Source organism: Mumia flava (genome assembly GCF_002797495.1).
Classification (GTDB): Bacteria; Actinomycetota; Actinomycetes; order Propionibacteriales; family Nocardioidaceae; genus Mumia; species Mumia flava.
Map to the genome: position 1 here is coordinate 1,460,414 of NZ_PGEZ01000001.1, position 20,466 is coordinate 1,480,879.

The 20,466-nt window shown below is 71.6% G+C and carries 17 protein-coding genes; 12 read left to right on the forward strand and 5 right to left on the reverse strand.

The genetic code is table 11. The features are described 5' to 3' along the window. Positions 1-54: 54 nt before the first annotated feature. From CLV56_RS06920 to CLV56_RS06935, 4 genes are all read right to left on the reverse strand, one after another. Entirely contained in the window at positions 55-1,065 is a 1,011-nt protein-coding gene (locus CLV56_RS06920) for a DUF4349 domain-containing protein (RefSeq protein ID WP_100414591.1), read from the reverse strand. Then, the gene (locus tag CLV56_RS06925; protein WP_100414592.1) at positions 1,062-1,652 is read right to left on the reverse strand and encodes an RNA polymerase sigma factor; all 591 of its coding nucleotides are present in this window, start codon (positions 1,650-1,652) and stop codon (positions 1,062-1,064) included. Before CLV56_RS06925 ends, CLV56_RS06920 begins: the two co-directional genes overlap by 4 nt. A gap of 63 nt (positions 1,653-1,715) precedes the next feature. Then, positions 1,716-3,305 carry an MFS transporter gene (locus tag CLV56_RS06930; protein WP_100414593.1) on the reverse strand — a complete coding sequence of 530 codons (1,590 nt, stop codon included), beginning with the start codon at positions 3,303-3,305 and terminating at the stop codon, positions 1,716-1,718. 45 nt (positions 3,306-3,350) lie between these two features. Next, positions 3,351-4,832: an MFS transporter gene (locus CLV56_RS06935; RefSeq protein WP_039350298.1), complete on the reverse strand. Its 1,482-nt coding sequence runs from the start codon at positions 4,830-4,832 to the stop codon at positions 3,351-3,353. A 216-nt stretch (positions 4,833-5,048) separates the two neighbouring features. Between CLV56_RS06935 and CLV56_RS06940 the strand changes: the two genes are divergently transcribed. The 5 genes from CLV56_RS06940 to CLV56_RS06960 all read left to right on the forward strand — a co-directional run bounded on the left by CLV56_RS06940 (position 5,049) and on the right by CLV56_RS06960 (position 12,482). Continuing rightward, positions 5,049-5,624, forward strand: coding sequence for a TetR/AcrR family transcriptional regulator (locus tag CLV56_RS06940; protein ID WP_245857668.1), 576 nt, complete (start codon positions 5,049-5,051; stop codon positions 5,622-5,624). Then, entirely contained in the window at positions 5,617-6,345 is a 729-nt protein-coding gene (locus CLV56_RS06945; protein ID WP_039350300.1) for an ABC transporter ATP-binding protein, read from the forward strand. The genes CLV56_RS06940 and CLV56_RS06945 overlap by 8 nt, the downstream gene beginning before the upstream one ends. Further along, a complete protein-coding gene (locus CLV56_RS06950; protein ID WP_100414594.1) occupies positions 6,342-7,154 on the forward strand; it encodes an ABC transporter permease in 813 nt (270 codons plus the stop codon). Before CLV56_RS06945 ends, CLV56_RS06950 begins: the two co-directional genes overlap by 4 nt. A gap of 207 nt (positions 7,155-7,361) precedes the next feature. Then, a complete protein-coding gene (locus CLV56_RS06955; protein ID WP_170224762.1) occupies positions 7,362-11,087 on the forward strand; it encodes a family 78 glycoside hydrolase catalytic domain in 3,726 nt (1,241 codons plus the stop codon). Positions 11,088-11,258: 171 nt separating this feature from the next. Further along, a complete protein-coding gene (locus CLV56_RS06960) occupies positions 11,259-12,482 on the forward strand; it encodes an MBL fold metallo-hydrolase (RefSeq protein WP_100414596.1) in 1,224 nt (407 codons plus the stop codon). A 37-nt stretch (positions 12,483-12,519) separates the two neighbouring features. On the opposite strand, the gene CLV56_RS06965 is transcribed toward CLV56_RS06960, so the two are convergent. Beyond that, positions 12,520-13,062 carry a MarR family winged helix-turn-helix transcriptional regulator gene (locus CLV56_RS06965; RefSeq protein WP_100414597.1) on the reverse strand — a complete coding sequence of 181 codons (543 nt, stop codon included), beginning with the start codon at positions 13,060-13,062 and terminating at the stop codon, positions 12,520-12,522. 149 nt (positions 13,063-13,211) lie between these two features. Here CLV56_RS06965 and CLV56_RS06970 point away from each other — a divergent pair, with 149 nt between their 5' ends. The 7 genes from CLV56_RS06970 (at position 13,212) to CLV56_RS07000 (ending at position 20,464) form a co-directional block, all read left to right on the forward strand. Beyond that, positions 13,212-14,105, forward strand: a complete 894-nt coding sequence (locus tag CLV56_RS06970; protein WP_211288003.1) for an FAD binding domain-containing protein — start codon at positions 13,212-13,214, stop codon at positions 14,103-14,105. After that, the gene (locus CLV56_RS06975) at positions 14,098-14,580 is read left to right on the forward strand and encodes a (2Fe-2S)-binding protein (protein ID WP_039350304.1); all 483 of its coding nucleotides are present in this window, start codon (positions 14,098-14,100) and stop codon (positions 14,578-14,580) included. The genes CLV56_RS06970 and CLV56_RS06975 overlap by 8 nt, the downstream gene beginning before the upstream one ends. Further along, positions 14,577-16,970, forward strand: a complete 2,394-nt coding sequence (locus tag CLV56_RS06980) for a xanthine dehydrogenase family protein molybdopterin-binding subunit (protein WP_039350306.1) — start codon at positions 14,577-14,579, stop codon at positions 16,968-16,970. Before CLV56_RS06975 ends, CLV56_RS06980 begins: the two co-directional genes overlap by 4 nt. 2 nt (positions 16,971-16,972) lie before the next feature. After that, positions 16,973-17,581, forward strand: a complete 609-nt coding sequence (locus CLV56_RS06985; protein WP_039350308.1) for an SRPBCC family protein — start codon at positions 16,973-16,975, stop codon at positions 17,579-17,581. A gap of 102 nt (positions 17,582-17,683) precedes the next feature. Further along, positions 17,684-18,706 (forward strand): ABC transporter substrate-binding protein, encoded by a 1,023-nt coding sequence (locus CLV56_RS06990; protein ID WP_039350311.1) that lies wholly within the window; start codon positions 17,684-17,686, stop codon positions 18,704-18,706. Between the two features lie 41 nt (positions 18,707-18,747). Then, a complete protein-coding gene (locus tag CLV56_RS06995; RefSeq protein WP_100414598.1) occupies positions 18,748-19,605 on the forward strand; it encodes an ABC transporter ATP-binding protein in 858 nt (285 codons plus the stop codon). A 1-nt stretch (position 19,606) separates the two neighbouring features. Continuing rightward, a complete protein-coding gene (locus CLV56_RS07000) occupies positions 19,607-20,464 on the forward strand; it encodes an ABC transporter permease (protein ID WP_039350312.1) in 858 nt (285 codons plus the stop codon). The last annotated feature ends 2 nt before the right edge of the window (positions 20,465-20,466 follow it).

Consider the following 20,466-nt stretch of genomic DNA (forward strand, 5'->3'; position numbering starts at 1 on the left):
CGGTGGCCCGAGCAGCGGCAATGTCGAGACTCGGGTCCGCGTTCCCGAAAAGGTCTAGGCCTGGCGCCGGATCCGCAGGGCGGCGAGGAGCGCGGCGACCAGCACCGCCAACGCAACCGCCCACGGCAGCACGAACCCGACCACCGCGACCGTCGTGCCGGCGACCGCGAGCATCGCGTCCCACCCGTCGGCGAGGCCTCCGAGGAACCCGGTCGGGCTGGGCGCCTCCTGCGGGTCGGGCTCGATCAGGTCGACCTGCACCGAGGACATCGCGACCTGGTCGGTCAGGCTGCGGCGTTGCGCCTGCAGCGAGTCCAGCTCCGCCTGGCGCTGAGACAGCGCCCGCTCGGCCCGCAGCAGGTCGTCCGTCGACGACGCCTGGGACATGAGGGTCTCGAGACGTTCCACGGAGACCTGGAGGGCGGAGATCCGAGCGTCCAGGTCCCGGCCCTGGGCGGTCACGTCGTCCGAGGTCACCTCGAGCGTGGCCACGGTCCCGAGCTCGTCGAGATGGTCGGTCGCGTCGGTCGCCCGGTCGGCCGGGACCCGCAGCCACACCGTGGCGTGCTGTGCGTCGCCCGAGCCCGACTCGGACCGGCTCTCCAGTCGCCCGCCCGCCGCCTCGGCCCACGCCACCAGGTCGTCGGCCGCCTCACGCGGGCGCTCGACCTCGACGGTCGCGTACGCGGTGGTGACGATCTCGCGGTCGGTGACGGCGTCCGCCGTCCCGGCGACACCGCCGTCCTCATCGGCGCCGGCCGATCCGTCGCCGGGGGCGGCCTCGTCGGAGACGGCGCCGCCCGACTCGGTCGGCGCCCGCTCGGCGACCGCGCCCGAGTCCCCGTCGGACGAGACCGAGAAGTCACCCGACGACTGGTCCTGAAGGATCGGCCCGACCACGACGGACCCGACACCGGCGACGGCCACGAGCGCAGCGGCGGCGAGCCCGACCGTACGGCGGCGGCGGTGGCGGGTCTCGGTGCGATCGACCTCGGCGGCGATCGCTGCGTACATCCGGTCCACCTGGACGTCGGTCAGCTCGGGAAGGGTGGGCGGGGTGGTCATGCGGGCCCCCTCAGGTCCTCGGTGGCGGTGCGCACCCGGCTGCGGATCCGGGACACGCGGTTGCGGACCGTGCCGTGGGTGACGCCGAGCTCGTCGGCCGCCTCGGCGTACGACCGGTCGCCGGCGACGCACAGCGAGAACAACCGCTGGTCGAGAGTCGACAGCGAGCGGACGTGCTCGTGCACCCGCTCGAGGACGAGGTCCGCGACGACCACGTCGTCCGGGCCCGGGTGGATGCTGGCGACGTTCTCGTCCAGCTCGGCCCAGGCACGGCGTCGCCGGCGGCGCTGGTGGTTGAGCGCGGTGTACTTCGCGGTCGCGAGCAGCCACGGCAGGACCGAGCGGTCGACGACGTGGATGTCGTCACGCCGCCGCCACGCGGTGACGAAGACGTCCTGGACGACCTCCTCGGCATCGGCGTCGACGCCGACGACGCGGTAGGCCTGCCAGTAGACGGGACGCACATGGCGTTCGTAGAGCAAGCCGAGCGCGTCGCGGTCACCGCGGCGCATCCGGGCCAGCAGCAGGCGGTCGTCGTCGGGCTCCCGACCGGGGTGGTCGGTCTCGCTCGGCGGCTCGGTCGTCATGGCGCTCCGTTCGTGGTCCCTCATCTTCTCCATGTCGCGAGCGGGAGAAGCGTCTCAGTCGGATCACGATTCGTTGGGCGCACTCCGACCGGACGACTCGTCGACGTGGCGGAGCGCAGCCCACGCGATCGCCGCCACGAGCAGTGCGACGACGGCGATCACGAGGTACGCCACGAGCGCACCGCGGTCGAACGCGTCGCGGGCCGCTGCTGCGAGGGCGTCACCGTCCGTACGACCGAGGCCGTCGGCGACCTCGAGCGCGCCCTGCAGCGACCCGTCCGCACGGTCGGCCTGGCTCGCGTCGAGCGATCCCGAACCGCCCGAGGCCGCGGCGAGGTCGGACGCGTACAGGCTCGCGAGCACCGACCCGACGACCGCCACGCCGACGGCGGCGCCGACGAACCGGCTGACGAAGTTCAGCGAGGACCCGTGGCCCGCCTTCGCGGGAGGCAGGTCGTTCATGACGACCGTCGACGGCGGAGCGATCAGCACCGACAGCCCGGCGCCCAGCAGGACCGAGGCCCCGACCGACGACCACGTCGGACCTCCGACCGTGGCGGCGAGGGCCGCCGCCGCGGTAGCGCACACGAGCAGGCCGGACGTGATCGTCCAGCGGGGACCGAGCCGCGCCAGGACCCGGTGGGCCCGCAGCGAGCACGCACCGAACACGGCGGCGAAAGGAACGAGCAGGACACCGACCGTCACGATCGACTCACCGCGGACGTCCTGGAGGTCCTGCGGGGTGAGGAAGAGGAAGGAGTTGAAGACCAGGTACGCCACCAGGAGCGTCACGGAGCCGGCCAGGACGGCGGGGCGCCGCAGGATCCGGACGTCGAACAGCGGCGCGGAAGCCCGCAGCTGCCGTCGTACGAACCAGGCCAGCGCGACCGCGCCGACGGCGAACGCCACGAGCACGACCGGGGACAGCCAGCCGCGCTCCGGCCCTTCGATCACCGCGAACAGCACGCCGCCCAGCCCCACGACCGACGCGATCGCGCCGCCCACGTCGAGATCGCTGTAGCCGCCCGGTGGCTCAGGCGCTCGCGACTCGGCGATCGTCCGGGCGCCGACGATCACGCCGAGCGCCACCACCGGCACGTTGACCAGGAACACCGATCCCCACCAGAAGTGGTCGAGGAGCAGCCCGCCGGCGATCGGTCCGACGGCGAGCCCGGATGCTCCGAACACGACGAACGTGCTGATCGCCGGGCCGCGTTCCTCGGGGGCGTACATCGAGGCGATGATCGCGAGGGCCGGCGCGGTGACCCCCGCCGCACCGACCCCCATCAGGGCCCGGGCCGCGATCAGCAGGCCGACCGACGGGCTGAAGGCGGCCACCAAGGAAGCCACGGCGAACAGCGCGTAGCTCACCAGGAACACCCGCCGTCGGCCGTACCGGTCGGCGGCAGCGCCGCCGAGCACGAGCAAGCCGGCGAGGACGATGCTGTACGAGGCGACGACCCATTGCAGCTCGTTCGTGGATGCGTCCAGCGCGCGCCCGATGAACGGGACCGCGACGTTGGTGATCGTGAGATCGACCCCGGCGGTCAGGGCGCACAGGCACAGCGTCGCGAGCGCGACCGTACGCCGCCGCCCGTCGATGCTGCCCACCGGATCGGCGTGGTGCGGGTGCAGACGACCGTGATCGTGCACAACACCCGAACGTAGCGACCAGCCTGCGCGCCGGGCGGGAAGTTGTCAGTCGTCGTCCTGCGCGGTCAATGGGGTGGCGATGTCCTCGAGCGACTGCTGCTCTGCCTTCACACCGAGGAACAGCGCCATGATCCCCCCGAGGACCATCAGGGCGGCGCCGAGGAAGTAGCCGGGCGCGATCCCGGTGATGTCGCCGGCGTTGCTCGCGCTCTCGATCAGCCGACCGAAGATCAGGGGCCCGGTGATCCCGCCGACCGCCGTTCCGATCGCGTAGAAGAAGGCGATGCAGAGCGCGCGGGTCTCCATCGGGAACACCTCGCTGGCCGTCAGGTAGGCCGAGCTTGCGCCGGCAGACGCGAAGAAGAAGGCGACGATCCCGAACACGGTGAGCGTGAGCGCGGTCAGGTCGCCCAGCACGAACCCGGCGACAGCGAGCACGACGCCGGAGACGATGTACGTCGACGAGATCATCGGGACACGGCCGACCTTGTCGAACAGCGGCCCGAGGATCAGCGCGCCCGCGAAGTTGCTGAGCGCGAACGCGGCGAGGTACCAGCCGGTCTGCCCGACTCCGAGGAACGTCTGCAGAGTGTCGCCGAAGGTGAAGAAGAACGCGTTGTAGAGGAACGCCTGCCCGACGAACATCCCCAGGCACAGCACCGTACGGCGGGGGTAGGTCGCGAACACCGTCCGTGCGATCGTCGGCAGCCCGATGGTCTTGCGCTGGTGGACGGTGATCGTCTGCTCGGGATCCTCCAGATCGACCTCGTCCTCGTGCTCGACGCGGTCCTCGATCTCCCGTACGACCTCCTCGGCGGCGTCTTCCCGCCCGTGGATGAACAGCCAGCGCGGCGACTCCGGGACGTTGCGCCGCACGAACAGCACGACGAGGCCGAGGACGGCGCCGAGGGCGAAGCAGAACCGCCAGCCGAACTCCGGGTTGACGAGGGCCGGGTCGAGCAGTGGGATCGTGATGAGCGCGCCGAACGCGGCGCCGATCCAGTACGAGCCGTTGATCGTGATGTCGATCCGCCCGCGGTACTTCGCGGGGATCAGCTCGTCGATCGCGGAGTTCACCGCCGCGTACTCGCCACCGATCCCCAGGCCGGTGATGAAGCGACAGCCGAAGTACCACGCGGGGTTCATCGAGAACGCGGTCAGCACGGTGCCGCCGAGATAGACGAGCAGGGTGATGATGAACAGGCGCTTGCGCCCGAACCGGTCGGTGAGCTGCCCGAAGAACAGTGCGCCGATGCAGGCGCCGGCGACGTAGATCGCGCCGGCCATGCCGATCTGGCCGCTGGTCAGGCCGAGTCCGTCGGTCGAGTCCTTGAGGACGGCCGAGAGGTTGCCGACGATCGTGACCTCGAGGCCGTCGAGGATCCAGACGGTGCCCAGTCCGATCACGATCATCCAGTGGAACCGCGCCCAGGGCAGCCGATCGAGCCGCGCCGGGATGTTGGTCGTGACGGTGCCGAGGGCGTCGCTGTCGCCGGCGCGCTCACCAGAGTTGCTCGAAGTACTCACCAGATCGTTGTACGCCCCAACGGTCTTGCGTGCAGATCACCGCTCGCGCTGTGGCTGGGCCTGCTCGGCGCCGACCTCACCGTCGACGGACCGCCCGAGCTCGGCGCCGCACTCGCCGTCGTCGCGCGCCGGTACTCCCGCGCAGCGAAGGCCGCCGGGGCCGGCCGATCGAGCAACAGACCGGTCCCGCCGAATGTTAGTTGCTAACATTCTCGCGTGACCACCTCACCGACGCGTACTGCGGGCAAGCGCGAGCGCACCCGCGCCCGGCTGACCGACTGCGCGCTCACGCTCTTCGAGAAGCAGGGGTACGACGCCACCACCGTGCGCGAGATCGCGGGCGCCGCGGGGGTCACCGAGATGACGTTCTTCCGGCACTTCGCCACGAAGGAGTCCGTCCTGCTCGACGACCCGTACGACCCCGCGATCGCGAACGCCGTGGCCCACCAGCCGCCGAGCCTGCCCCCGCTGGCCCGTGCCGTCGGCGGCGTGCGCGAGGCGTGGGGGCGGGTGCCGGAGCCGGAGGACGCGACCGTGCGGCGCCGCGTGCGGATCGCGGCTGCGACGCCGTCGCTTCGAGCCGGCGTCTCGCGCAACAACGCCGAGACCGAGCGCGTGATCGCTGAAGCGTTGGAGTCGGGCGGGAGCGGTGTCCTGCCCGCCCGGATCGCGGCCGCCGCCGTCCTCGCCGCCCTCACGACCGCGTTGTTCGCGTGGGCCGAAGGCGAGGACACCCGACTCGCCTTCGCCATCGAGACCGCCCTGGCGACGCTGGAGGGCAGCGATGGCTGAGCCCGTGCTCCGGCTCGCCGCGCTCGTCCGCGAGTTCGGCGGCGGCGCCGGGCTGCACGGCGTCGACCTCGACGTACGGGCGGGCGAGGTGCACGCGCTCGTCGGGCTCAACGGCGCCGGCAAGACGACGCTGATGCGCACCGCGCTCGGGATGCTGCGCCCGGACGCCGGCGAGGTCCGGGTGCACGGGACCAGGCTCCCCGCCGCGACGGCGTCGACCTGGAGACGGGTCGGCCACCTGGTCGACGCCCCGTTCGCCTATCCCGAGCTCGACGTGCGGACCAACCTGCGGCTCGCCGCCCGGCTCCACGGTCTCGCGCCCGACGAGGCACGGCGCCGGACCGACGCGATCGTCGCCGAGCTCGAGCTCACGCCGTACGCGTCGGTCCGCGCGCGACGGCTCTCGGCGGGCAACCGGCAGCGCGTGGGCATCGCGGCCGCGCTCCAGCACGACCCGGGGCTCGTCGTGCTGGACGAGCCGACGAACGCGCTCGACCCGCGCGGCGTGATCCTGCTCCGCGAGGCGCTCGTACGCCGCGCGGAGGCGGGTGCGGGGATCCTGGTGTCCAGCCACCACCTCGACGAGGTGGCGCGGATCGCCGACCGGATCACCGTGATGAACGACGGCCGCGTGGTCGGCGCGCTGGAGCCCGGCGGGACCGATCTCGAGCGAGCGTTCTTCGCTCTCGTGCTCGCCGACGACGAGGAGCGTGCGTCGTGAGCGGCGCACCCACCCGTACGGGCGGCGGTGCCGGGAGGCTCGGCCTCCTCGCGGCTGCGTGGGAGACCGAACGGCGCAAGGCGCTCGCGTCGCCGGTGGTGGTCACGACGGCGGCCCTGGTCGCCGGTGGGATCACCGTCCTCGCCGCGTCGCTGACGCTCGCCGCACGGGCGGGCAACGAGCAGATCCGCGCGCAGCTCGGCGCGACCCTGGGGCAGAGCGGCGCCGACGGCTGGACGACCTACACGGGTGCGCTCGCCCAGGTCAGCGGGGCGGCCGCGCTGCTCGGGTTCGGGGTCGCGCTGAGCTGGTTCGTCGGGCGGGAGTTCGCCGACGGGACCCTCGCGGGCCTGTTCGCTCTGCCGGTGTCGCGGCAGACGACCGCGCTCGCGAAGCTGCTCGTGTACGCGGCGTGGGCCGCGGTCGTCGCGGCGGCATCGACCGTGTCCGCACTCGTCGCCGGACTCGCGATCGGCCTCGGCCCGCCGGACGGTGGCGCGGTCGCCGCTCTCGGCCGGCTGTGCGTCCTCGTCCTGCTCACCGCGGTGATCGCGACACCGGCGGCGTGGACCGCCACGCTCGGGCGCGGCCTGCTGAGCGGGATCGCCGCCACGGTGCTGGTGATCGCGACCGCGCAGGTGCTCGCGGTCGCGGGGACGGGGGCGCGGTGGCCGTTCGCCGCCCCTGCGCTGTGGGCGCTGGACCCGACGTCGGTCACGGCACCACAGCTCGGGCTGCCCGTCCTGGTCGGCGTCGGGTTCGGCGCCCTCACGATCCGCTCCTGGGCGCACCTCGAGCTCGACCGCTGACGCGCCCGCGCACGCCACCGCGACGCGCGCCCGATTCGACGCGTTTCCCACCGAATGCCGGCAGGCGTTCGGTGGGAAACCCGTCACATCGCGGGCGCGGACGGGGCTGACGCGGTGTCCGGATCCGGCCACCCGAGCGCGTTGACGTGACGCGTGTCACGTCGTTACGTTGACCCGGACCTTGAATCGTTTTATGTGGAGGCCTCCGTGCTGAGCATCCGTCCCCGACGACGCCGGCGCACCGCCGCGATCGTCGCGTCGTCCGCGCTGCTCGCCGGCGCGCTGCTGATCCCGTCGGCCCCCGCGGTGGGTGACCCGTCGCCCAACGCCGCCGAGGCCGCCACCGCGCGCCCGACCGGACTCACGATCGGCCAGCTGCCGGCCCCGGCCGACGTCGGCGACCTCGACGCACCGCTGCTCGGCTGGCACGTCGGGACGGCCGTCCAGAGCGGCTACCGGGTCCAGGTCGCGCCCGAGGGCGACGATCCCTGGGACGACCGGATCTGGGACTCGGGACGCGTGGACTCCCCCTCGAGCACCAACGTCGCGTACGACGGCCCGCGACTCGACCCCACCACCGCGTACACCTGGCGCGTACGCACCTGGAACGGCCGCGGCAAGCCGAGCCCGTGGTCCAAGCCGGCCGACTTCTCGACCGCCCCCGACCAGCAGTGGGGTGACTCGACCCCGATCTGGCTCGGCGGCGAGGACGACGACGCGTGGGGGGACTACACGCTCGAGACGACGTTCTCGATCACGACGCAGAACGCCACGATCCTCTTCCGCGCGCAGGACACGAACAACTACTACATGTGGCAGGTCCGCGGCGACGGCGTCAACCAGCTCGCCCCGCACAAGCGCGTCAACGGCGCCTACACCGAGCTGAAGACCGTGCCTCTCGACCTCGACCTGCAGCGCAACACCGACCACACCCTGAAGATCGAGGCGGTCGGCGACACGATCCGGACGTGGATCGACGGCACGCTGGTCGACACCACCACCGACGCGACCTTCTCCTCCGGCACGATCGGCTTCCGTACGGGCGGCTCCGAGCGCAACTCCTGGGACGACCTGAGCGTCACCGCACCGGACGGCACGAGCCTGTACGCGAGCGACTTCTCGTCGACGGCCAGCGACTTCGCCTGCGCCACGACGTCCGACGGACGCCTCGTGGTCGGGACCGGCCAGAACTGCATCCTGTCGGAGGCCTGGCGCGACTACACGCTCGAGACGACGTTCTCGATCACCGCTCAGAACGCGACGATCCTGTTCCGCGCCGCCGACGAGAACAACTACTACATGTGGCAGGTCCGCGGCGACGGCGTGAACGAGCTCGCCCCGCACAAGCGCGTCAACGGCACCTACAGCGTGCTCAAGACCGTGCCGCTCGGCATCGACCTGCAGCGCGACACCGACTACCGGCTGAAGATCGAGGCGGTCGGCAGCACGATCCGGACCTGGATCGACGGCACCCTCGTCGACACCACCACCGACTCGACGTTCGACGCCGGCACGATCGGCTTCCGCACCGGCCGCACCGAGCAGACCACGTTCGACGACCTCACCGTCACCGGCGCGGGCGGCTCGACCCTCTACGCGAACACGTTCGACGCACCCAGCGCCGACTTCGCCTGCGCCCGTACGACCGGGGGCCGGCTCGCCGTCGACGTGAACGCGCAGTGCCTGCTCGGCGAGGTCACGACCGACTGGGCGTTCCTGCGCGGCGAGACCGAGCTGGGCGACGCGCCGATCGAGAAGGCCGTCGTCTACGCGACGGGCGCATCCGCCGAGCCCGCGAGCCAGTACGTCTACAAGCTCTGGCTGAACGGCCAGGTCGTCGGCTTCGGGCCTACTCGCTCGATCGCGAACGAGACCCGGTTCGACGGCTACGACGTGACCGACCTGGTCGAGGCGGGTCAGGCGAACGCGCTCGGCGCGCTCGCGTACACGACGGCGGACCAGCGGTTCCAGGCGTGGCTCGTCGTCGACCACACCGACGGGACCCGCGAGACCTTCGGGACCGGGCCGGAGTGGACGACGATGAACGGCTCGGTCGTCTTCCCCCAGGCCGGGAGCATCGGCACCGGCTTCTACGCCGCACCCAAGGAGAACCTCCAGGCGGAGGCGTACCCGTCCGGGTTCGCCGAGCCCGGCTTCGACGACTCCGTCTGGGAGCACGCGGCGGCCAAGCCGGCGTTCGACGACCTCGAGGCGACCCCGACCGCGAAGGTCGAGCAGGAGCTCAAGACGCCGGTCGAGGTGGTCGAGAAGTCGCCGGGCCACTACTTCCTGGACTACGGCAAGACCTGGATCGGCGGCCTCAGCCTCGACCTCGACGGCGAGGACGGCCAGGTGCTCGACCTGCGCTTCGGCGAGGAGCTGTCGTCGCCGCAGACCGTGCGGTACGCGATGCGGACCGGCAACACGTACCAGGACCTCTGGACCCTGCGAGACGGCGAGCAGCACCTCGAGACCTGGGGCATGCGGGTCTTCCGCTACGTCGAGGTGATCGGCGCTCCGACGGGACTCGGAGCGGACGACTTCCCGGCGCTCGCGCAGCTCTACCCGTACGACCCCGACGGCGCGGTCTTCGACTCCTCCGACGACGCGCTGAACCAGGTCTGGGAGCTGTCGCGCCACACGGTGGAGGCGACGAACCACAACCTGTACGTGGACTCGTGGACGCGTGAGCGCAAGGCGTACGAGGCGGACTCGTACCTGCAGATGATGGCGAACTTCTTCACCTCGTCCGACCCGACGCTCGGCAACTACTCGCTCGACTACCTGCTGACGCGTCGGACCTGGCCGACCGAGTGGCCGATGTACACGATCCTGGCGTTCCACGACAGCTACCTGCAGACCGGCGACACCGCCGGACTGGAGCGCAACTACGACCAGCTCGTCGACAAGCTGCCCGACCAGTGGATCGAGCAGAGCACCGGGCTGATCCGGAAGAACTCCGGCTCGAACGGCGGGAACAGCTGCACGGACTGCGACATCGTGGACTGGCCGACCTCGGAGCGCGACGGCTACGTGTTCCGGCCGTACAACACGGTGATCAACGCGATCGGCTACCGCAGCTACCGCGACATGGCCGACATCGCCACCGCACTCGGCAAGGACGCCGACGCGGCCTCCTTCACCGCGACCGCCGACCGGCTGCGCGAGGCCGCGAACGAGCGGCTGTTCGACACCGAGAAGGGCGCCTACCGCGACGGGCTCAACGCCGACGGCACGCCGGTCGACCACTTCGCGGTGCAGGCGAGCGTGTTCGCGGCGGCGTTCGGCCTGCCGGACGCGGACCAGGCGTCGGCCTCCGCGGACTACGTGCAGTCGCGCGGGATGGCGTGCTCGGTCTACTGCGCGGCGTTCGTGATCGAGTCGCTGTACGCGGGCGACCGCGGCGACGGCGCGCACGACCTGCTGACCGACACCGGGCTGCGCAGTTGGATGAACATGATCGCCAAGGGCGCGGGCGCGACCGCGGAGGCGTGGGACACGTCGCTGAAGTCCAACATGACGTGGTCGCACCCGTGGGCCGCCTCGCCGGCCTACACCGTGCCGCAGGGGATGTTCGGGATCGAGCCGACCACCCCGGGCTACGCGACGTACGACGTCCGGCCGCAGCCCGGCGGCGTCGACTGGGCACACGTCACGCTGCCGACGCTCAAGGGCCGGATCGGCGCGGCGTACGACGTGGTCGACGGGCGCACCGACGTGGGCGTGTCCGTGCCGGGCAACACGACGGCGCGGGTCTTCGTACCGACGTCGGAGGAGGGCGACGCGACCGTCTACGTCGACGGCGTGGCCCGCCCCGGGACGTACGAGCGGGGCTTCCTGCGGGTCGACGAGGTCGGTGCCGGCTGCCACGTGCTGTCGACGTCACCCAACGCGAGCGTCGGCGACCGCCTCACCTCGGTCTGCGCCGACTGAACGAACGCCCCCGGCGCCCCCTTCGCAGTCGCGGAGGGGGCGCCGTTGTGTGCGCATGCAGCGCACCAGCCGGACAGGCGACTCCGTACGCCCGTCACGGCGGCTGAATCTGAGTGATCGCCTCCGCCTACGCAGCAGGGTTGACAGATATACCTTAGCGCTAAGACAGTGATGCCTAAGGGATATTCGGAAGTGGAGGAATCCATGTGTGAAACCTGTTCGACGGCGTCTGGCCGGAGCTTCGACCGGCGGACTCTCCTTGGTGGAGCGGCCGCCACGGCGGCTGCGACCGCGGCCGCACAGTTCGTGACCGCTCCAGCGGCGGCCGCGGCCCCTGCTGGTGGGCAGACTCACGATCTGACCGGCATGAGCGTGCGACTCCTCGGCACCGCAGGCGGCCCCGTCTGGTACCCCGGGACGGATCGTGCCGGGACCAGCACTGCCGTGGTGGTCGACGGAGCCGTCTACCTGTTCGACTGCGGTGATGGTTCACTTCGCCGGTTCCGGGAAGCAGGCCTCGGAAGCATGGCGACCGATTTCGCAGGCTTCGAGAACCTCCGGACGGTGTTCCTCACCCACCTCCATCCGGATCACTACCTCGACCTCCCCGGGCTGCTGCTCTTCGCTCCCGTTCTGGGCCTCACGAAAGGCGCGTTCGACACCATCGGGCTCTACGGCCCCGGATCGCGAGGCGTCCTCCCACCGGTCGATCCGCGCCTCTCAGAGCCGGATCTCATCAGCCCAGCCGAGCCGCTTCCCGGCACGTCGGCACTGGTCGACCACATGATCGCCGGGAGCGCGACATCCTTGAACGAGAGCATGCGCGACACCGGACGGGCGGACGTCCGCCACCAGGTGATCGCGCACGACGTCGCGCTTCCCAGCTCGCTCCTCGTCGACCCGAACCAGGACACGGCACCGTCGATGGCGCCCTTCGTCGTCTACGAGGACGATCGGGTCCGGGTATCCGCGACACTCGTGCCGCACGGCGTCACCTTCCCCGCCTTCGGCTACCGGGTGGAGTCCGAGCACGGTGTCGTGGCCATCTCAGGGGACACCGCCGCCTCGAGCAATGTGGTGGCGCTGGCTGCGGACGCCGACGTCCTGATTCACGAGGTCGTCGATCCCGCCTGGGCCGAGGGTGTCTTCCCGCAACCGCGGAACCCTCGCCAGGACGCCCTGGTGAGCAAGCTCGTGGACTCGCACACCCCTGTCGGGGAGGTCGGGCGCGTCGCAGACGAGGCGGGCGCGCGCAACCTGGTGCTCTCGCACCTCTCGCCGGCCAACTGGCCCGCCGGCCGGTGGAGACGACAAGTACGGCGGAAGCGCGGCCTCGTCACGGTCGGTCACGACCTCGACCTCGTACGCGTGCGGCCCGGGTCGGATCGGCACTGAGTCCGGACGCCGCGCTCGCGGGCTCGGAGAGCTGGAGTCAATCCGATTCGACCAGAGGCTCCGCCTGGAAGGACGCGACCGATGCGCTCAGACGTCGCAGCAGCGAGGCAAGCATCGCCTGCTCGTGGGCGTCGAGCAGACCGAGCATCGCCTGCTCGGTGGCGAGGTGGTCCGCGAAGACCGCATCGATCTTCCCCAGCCCGAGCTCGGTGAGCTCGGCGTAGACGACCCGCCGGTCCTCCTTCGAGCGCGTCCGCCGGATCAGCCCGTCCGCTTCCATCTTGTCCAGGCGGAACGTGATCCCGCCGGACGTCAGCAGCGACGACTCCGCGAGCTCGCCTGCCGTCTTGCGGTGCGGCGCACCGGAGCGGCGCAGGTTCGCGAGGACGTCGAAGGACGCCAGCGTCAGCCCGTGCCGCTCGTGCACCTGGCGCAGGACCGCACGCTGAGCCGCGTTGAGCCGGGTGATGCGCCCGAAGACCCCGATCGCCGCGGCGTCCAGGTCGGGCCGTTCGCGCGTCCACTGGGCGACGATGTCATCGACTTCGTCACGCTCGTCCTGCGACACGTTCGCCTCCATGTGGCTCTCCTCGACTCCACTGGCCATTGCCAGAAAAGATCTTTGCCCTAAACTATATATCCCAGCGTTAAGATTGTTAACACAGGAAACACTTCAACGGCACCGAAGCATAGTGCCAGGACAGAGAGTCTCGACATGACGACAACCGCGTGGCGGCGCCGGTGAAGCCCGCTCCGTTCGAGTACGTCCGCGCTCGATCCCTCCACGAGGCGGCCGAGCTCCTGGCCGCCGACCCCGACGCGAAGGTGCTCGCGGGCGGCCAGTCCCTCGTCCCCATGCTGAGCATGCGTCTGGCCAGACCTGCCCGGCTCGTCGACGTCGGGCGAATCGAGCACCTCGCGTACGTGGACGAGGTCGAAGGTCACCTCGAGATCGGCGCAACGGCCACCCAGACCCAGGTGGCAACCCACCCGCTGACCCTGTCCCGGGTGCCGATCCTGTCCGCCGGCATCGCCAGGATCGGGCACACGCAGATCCGCAACCGGGGCACCGTCTGCGGCAGCCTCGCCCACCACGACCCGTCGGCGGAGCTGCCCGCGCTCGCGCTGGCGCTCGACGCCCGGCTGACCTCGTTCAGCGTCCGCGGCCCCGTCTCGCGCACCGCGGACGCGTTCTTCACCGGGACGTTCGACACCGCGCTCGACCTCGACGAGGTGCTGACGTCGGTCCAGTTCGCGATGCCTCCCGAGGGGACCGGCTGGTCGTTCCGCGAGGTCGCGCGCCGCAGCGGCGACTTCGCCCTCGTCGGTGTCGGCGCACTGCTCCACACCGACGACGCGGGCGTGGTCGACCACGTCCGGATCTCCCTGTTCGGCGTGGGGTCCACGCCCGTCCGGGTGCGCGCGGTCGAGGACCGGCTCCTCGGCACGGTGGTGGACGAGCCCGCGCTCGACGCGGCGGCCGAGGCCACCGCCGACCAGATCGACCCGACCAGCGACGCGCACGCCTCCGCGGACTACCGGCGCGAGGTCGCTGCCCATCTCGTCCAGGAGGCCCTCGCCGAGGCGTGGGCCACGACCAGGAGGAAGCACGCCGATGCCTGAGATCACCGTGACCGTCAACGGCACCGAGCACCGGCTCGACGTCCACGACCGGCTGCTCCTCACCGACCTGCTCCGCGACCGGCTGCGGCTCACCGGGACCCACCTCGGGTGCGAGCACGGCGTCTGCGGTGCGTGCACGGTGCTGCTCGACGACCTCCCCGTGCGCGGGTGCCTCGTGCTCGCCGTGCAGGCGGACGGCCGCCAGGTGCGTACGGTCGAGTCCGTCGCGCCGGACGCGTCCACGCTGCACCCGGTCCAGCAGGCGATGGCGGACTGCCACGGGCTCCAGTGCGGGTTCTGCACACCCGGCATCGTGATGACCCTCGTCGCGATGCACGAGCGGGACGAGCGACCCGCGACCGACGAGGTCGACGAGGCGCTCTCCGGCCACCTCTGCCGGTGCACCGGCTACCGCAACATCACCGAGGCCGCGCACCGCGCCCTCGGGTGCGAGCGCGAGGAGGCCCGACGATGACCGCTCCGACCGACGGCTCGGCGTCGAGGGCCTCGCTGATCGGCGCCTCGATCCCGCGGCGCGAGGACGACGCGCTCCTGCGGGGCGAGGGCCGGTTCCTCGCCGACCTCGACATCCCGGGTGCGCTCGAGGTGGCGTTCGTACGCAGCCCGCACGCGCGCGCCACGCTCACGAAGGTCGACCTCGGCGCGGCCCGCGAGCTTCCGGGTGTCGTCGCCGCCTTCGCGTGGGACGACCTCCGTGACGACGTCGCCCCGCTCGTGCTCGAGGCGGAGATGCGCGTCCCCGAGCGGGTCGTCGAGGCGGTGCGGCCGCTGTCGCGCCTGCAGCCGTTCCCGCTGCTCGCCGACGGGGCGGTGCTCTGCGTCGGGCAGCCGGTCGCGGTCGTCGTCGCCGTCGACCGCTACGTCGCCGAGGATGCGCTCGAGCTGGTCGACATCGACTACGCGCCGCTGCCGGCACTGGTCGACCCGCTCGACGCCCTCGGGCCGGACGCGCACGCGGTCGCACCCGGGACGGACGACAACCTCGCGATCTCGGTCGAGGGCCACGTCGGCGACGTCGACGCCGCGCTGAACTCCGCCGTCCACGTCGTCACCGAGCGGTACCGCTCGCACCGCTACGTCGCCTCCCCGATGGAGACCCGCGGCGTGGCGGTGACGGTCGACCCGCACGACCGCTCGCTGACGGTGTTCGCCTCGACGCAGACACCGCACCGGCTGCGCGAGGTGATCGCCTCGACGCTGGGCATCGACGCGGGCACGGTCCGGGTGACCGCTCCCGACGTCGGCGGCGGCTTCGGCCAGAAGGGGGTGCAGTACGTCGAGGACGTGCTCGTCCCGTACCTCGCGCGTCGACTCGGCCGACCGGTCCGCTGGGTCGAGGACCGACTGGAGAACCTGACCTCGTCGTCCCATGCCCGCGAGCAGGTGCACGACATCACGCTCGCCGCGGACGCCGACGGACGGCTGCTCGCGCTGCGCGACGACGTCGTGATCAACCTCGGGTGCGCGAACCTCACCGGCCTCGTGGTCCCGTACAACACCCTCACCCACGTGATCGGCCCCTACGTCGTCCCCGCGCTCGACCTGCGTGTGCGCGGCGCGCTGACCAACACGATGTTCGCCACGCCATACCGCGGGGCCGGGCGGCCGGAGGCGGTGTTCGCGATGGAGCGGGCGATGGACCGGCTCGCCCACCAGATCGGGATCGAGCCGCACGAGCTGCGCGCCCGCAACCTCGTCCAGCCCGAGGCCATGCCCCACGAGACCGGCCTGATGTACCGCGACGGAACGATGCAGACGTACGACTCGGGGAACTTTCCCGAGCTGCTCCGCCGCCTGGTCGGGCACCTCGACGTCGACGCGGTCCGCACGCGCCAGGCCGCCGGCGCGTCCGCCGGCCGCCGGATCGGCGTCGGGCTCGCGATGTACATCGAGGGCACGGGGCTGGGTCCGTTCGAGAGCGGCTCGGTGAGCGTGCTGCCGAACGGGCGGGTGCGGGTCGCGACCGGAGCCAGCTCCCAGGGCCAGGCGCACCGGACGACCTTCGCCCAGGTCGCCGCGGACGCGCTCGGGGTCCCGTGGGACCGGATCGACCTCGTCGAGGGCGACACCGCCGCGATCGGGCACGGCGTCGGGACGATCGCCAGCCGCAGCATGGTGACGGCGGGGAACGCGATCCACACCGCAGCGCTCGCGGTGCGGGAGGCCCTGCTGGCCGACGCGTCGCAGATCCTCGAGATCGCGGTCGAGGACCTCGAGCTCGTCGACGGATCCGTACGACCGGTCGGCATCCCCGACGCCGGCATCGACGTCGCCGAGCTGGCACGGCGGCGGGCCCCGCTGCTCGCCCCGGGCACCACGACGGGACCGGGTGCGACGGTCAGCGAGACCGCCTTCTTCAAGCCCCCGACCGTCACCGTGGCGAGTGCCGCTCACGGCGCGGTCGTCGAGGTGGACGAGCGCACCGGCACCGTCGAGATCCTGCGGTACGCCGTGGTGCACGATTGCGGACGCGTGGTCAACCCGATGGTCGCCGACGGCCAGGTGACCGGCGGCGTGATGCAGGGCATCGGGGGTGCCCTCTACGAGGAGATGCAGTACGGGCCGGACGGGCAGCCGCGGTCGGTGACCTACATGGACTACCTGGTCCCGACGTCGGCGGAGGCCCCGCCGTACGTGCTCGACCACGTCGAGACGCCCTCCACCCTCAACCCGCTCGGCGTCAAGGGCCTCGGCGAGGGCGGGGCGATCGCCCCGCCGGCCGCCGTCACCAACGCGGTCGAGGACGCCCTCGGCCCCGACCGCGTCCACCTGACCCGCGGACCGCTCAGCCCGAGCCGGATCCGCGACCACATCCGCGACGGCCGCACGGCCGCAGAGAGGTAGGCATGGAGCTCCAGCACACGTTCACCGTCCCGATCAACCCCGGAGAGGCCGCCGCGGTGCTGCACGACGTACGGCGGCTCGCGCCGTGCGTACCCGGTGCGACGCTCGACGACTTCGACGGACATGAGTTCAGCGGACGGATGACCGTCAAGGTCGGCGCGATCGTGATGGCGTACCAGGGCGCGGGACGGTTCCTGGACGGCGACGACCGGACGATCCCGCTGCGCGTCGAGGCACGCGAGACGAAGGGCGCCGGCGGCGCTGCGGCCGACGTCGTGTGCCGGCTGGACGCCGACGGCGACGGCACCCGGGTCGTCGTCGACACCCGCCTCGACATCTCCGGACGTCCGGCGCAGTTCGGCCGTGGCGTGATCAGCGAGGTCGGCGACCGGGTGATCGCGGCGTTCGCGGACAACCTCCGGGCCGAGCTCCTCCGGGGCGCGAACGCAGGTGCGGGCGCCGCGGAGGCGGACCGGTCCGCTGCGCCCGCGGCGGCGCCGCTCGACCTCGGATCGGTCGCCGGCCCTGTGATCGCCCGCAGGCTGGCGCCCGCCGGCGTCGTGCTGGCGATCGCGGCGGCATTTCTCCTCGGACGGCGCAGCGCCCACTGAAGCCCGTTACCGAATCGTTACCGAAACTGTCTAGGCGCCATATATCTTAGGTCTAATACTTATTGATCTAAGAAGTACTCCCGCTGAGAGAAGGGCCAGCCCATGTCGAAGAAGCTCGTCACCGCCGCGATGGTGACCGTCACGGCGCTCGTCGCCACCGCCTGCGGAGGCGGCGGCTCGGACGCCTCCGAGAGCGGGAAGGTGACGGTCGCCCTGCCGTTCGCCAGCTGCCTGTCCTGGTACCCGCTCTACGTCGCGAAGGACAAGGGCTACTTCGACGACGAGGGGATCGACGCGACGTTCGAGGCCACGGATGGCTCGGGCGGCGCCGTGCAGGCCACGCTGTCCGGGAAGGCCGACCTCGCGCTCGCGGCACCCAACGCCTACCTGTCCGCGACCGGCACCGGCGCCGACCTCGAGGCGTACTACGGCTTCTACCAGGCCAGCACGTTCTCGCTCGTCACGCCGAGCGACTCCGGCATCAACGACCTGTCCGACCTCGAGGGCTCGACGATCGGCATCAGCACCCCCGGCGGCGGCGACGTCATCTACATGGAGTGGCTGATGGCGCAGGCCGGGCTGCACAAGGACGAGGACTTCTCCGAGCTCGCGGTGGGCGACGGCTCGTCGGCCGCGACGGCGCTCAGCAAGGGCTCCGTCGACGCCTACTCCGCGTCCTTCTTCGACGAGGAGGTCATCAAGGCCGGCGGGATCGACCTCACCGTGCTGCACGGCGAGGACGAGCCCCAGGTCGTGGACAACTTCCTCGTCGCGACGCAGGAGTGGACGTCGGCCAACAGCGACACCGTCGACGGCCTCGGCCGGGCGATCGCTCGCGGGACCGCGTGGGGTCTGGACAACCCCGACGGTGTGATCGACCTGTGCGGCACCTACGCACCGGAGGAGACCGAGGACCCCGACTTCGCGAAGGTCGTCTACGACCGGGTCAGCGACCTGCTCACGCTGCCCGCGAGCGCGAACGGCCAGTACGGCGCGATCGACCTCGACACGTTCGGCACGGTCGCCGGACAGCTCGCCGACCTGGGGCTGGTGGACAGCGCCGACGGCGCCGCCGACGTGAACAACGACCACGTCGAGGCCTGGAACTCCGACCCGGCCTCCTGAGCACCCGCACCAGGCGGCCGCACCCGCCACGAGAGGGAACCATGACTGACCACGGCACGACCAACGGCACCGCGACCACCGCCACCGCGGAACGAGGACCGGCGGGAGGGGCGGTCCACGTGGCCGACCTCGTCCGGACCTTCACCCGCGACGGTGAAACGGTGCACGCCCTGGGACCGGTGTCGCTCGACATCGAGCCCGGTGAGTTCGTGGCGCTCCTGGGTCCCTCCGGGTGCGGCAAGAGCACGCTGCTCAACATCATCGGCGGACTCCTCCCGCCGACCTCGGGCACCGTCCGGGTCGGCGGGAACGACGTCGCCGGCGTCCCGGACGGTGTCGGGATGATGTTCCAGAAGGCCGTCCTGCTGGCCTGGCGGACGATCCGGGAGAACGTGCTCCTCCCGGTGGAGGTGGCGGGCGGCCGCAGGGCCGCGAAGGCCGCGAGCACCCGGGCCGACGAGCTGCTCGACCTCGTCGGGCTGAGCGGCTTCGCCGACAAGATGCCGAACGAGCTGTCGGGCGGCATGCAGCAGCGTGCGGCGATCTGCCGGATGCTGATCCAGGACCCCGAGGTCCTGCTGCTCGACGAGCCGTTCGGAGCGCTCGACGAGTTCACCCGCGAGTACATGAACGTCGAGCTCGCGCGGATCTGCGCGCTGACCGGGCGTACCGCCGTCTTCGTCACGCACTCGATCTCCGAGGCGGTGTTCCTCGCCGACCGCGTGGTGGTGATGAGCGCGCGTCCCGGTCGGATCGCCGGTGTGGTCGACGTCGACCTGCCCGGACCGCGCGACCCCGAGGTGATGACCGGGTCGGCCTTCCAGTCCTACGTGCGCGAGGCGCGCGACCTGCTGAAGACCGGCTACGAAGCCGCGTCCTCGACCACGAAGGAGTCCTGAGATGGCGCAGACCGCCACCGCGCCCGCCGCGCCGACCTCCCCGCCGGCCGCCCGGACCCGCAAGCCGCTGATGGAGCGGATCCCGACGCCCGTGCTCCTGACGATCGCGCTCGCGGTGCTCGTCGCCGTCTGGCAGGGCGTGATCGCCGCGGGGCTCGTCAACGAGTACGTGCTCCCGACGCCGTGGGACACCGCCGTCGCGCTCTGGGACGTGACCGTCGACCTGTTCACCGGCGGCCCCGTCTTCGACGCCTTCCTCGTCTCCGCGCAGGAGACGCTCTACGGCCTGCTGATCGCCGCGGTCGCCGGTGTCGTGCTCGGCGTCGCGATCGCCGAGACCGTGATCGGCCGCCGGGTGCTGCAGCCGCTGATGGTCGCTCTCTACGCCGCGCCGAAGGTCGCGCTCGCTCCGCTGTTCGTGGCGTGGTTCGGGTTCGGGATGGCGCCGAAGATCGTGATGGCCGCGGTGATCGCGTTCTTCCCCGTGATGGTCGACACCGCCGCGGGCCTCGCCGGCATCGACGAGGACGAGGACAAGCTGTTCCGGTCGATGCGGGCCTCGCGCTGGCAGCGGTTCTTCAAGCTCAAGCTGATGAACGCGCTGCCGTTCATCTTCGCCGGGCTGAAGTCCGCCGCGGTCCTCGCGGTGATCGGCGCGATCGTCGCGGAGTTCCTCGGCGGCGGCGAAGGGCTCGGCGTGATGGTGAAGACCGCGAGCGTCGGCTTCGCGCTCGACCGTGTCTTCGCCTTCGTCATCCTGCTCTCCGTGCTGGCGTTCCTCGTCTACCTCGCGGTCGACGTGATCGAGCGCCGGGTCATCTTCTGGCGCCAGACCGGCTTCCTCCCCACCGAGTCCTGAAG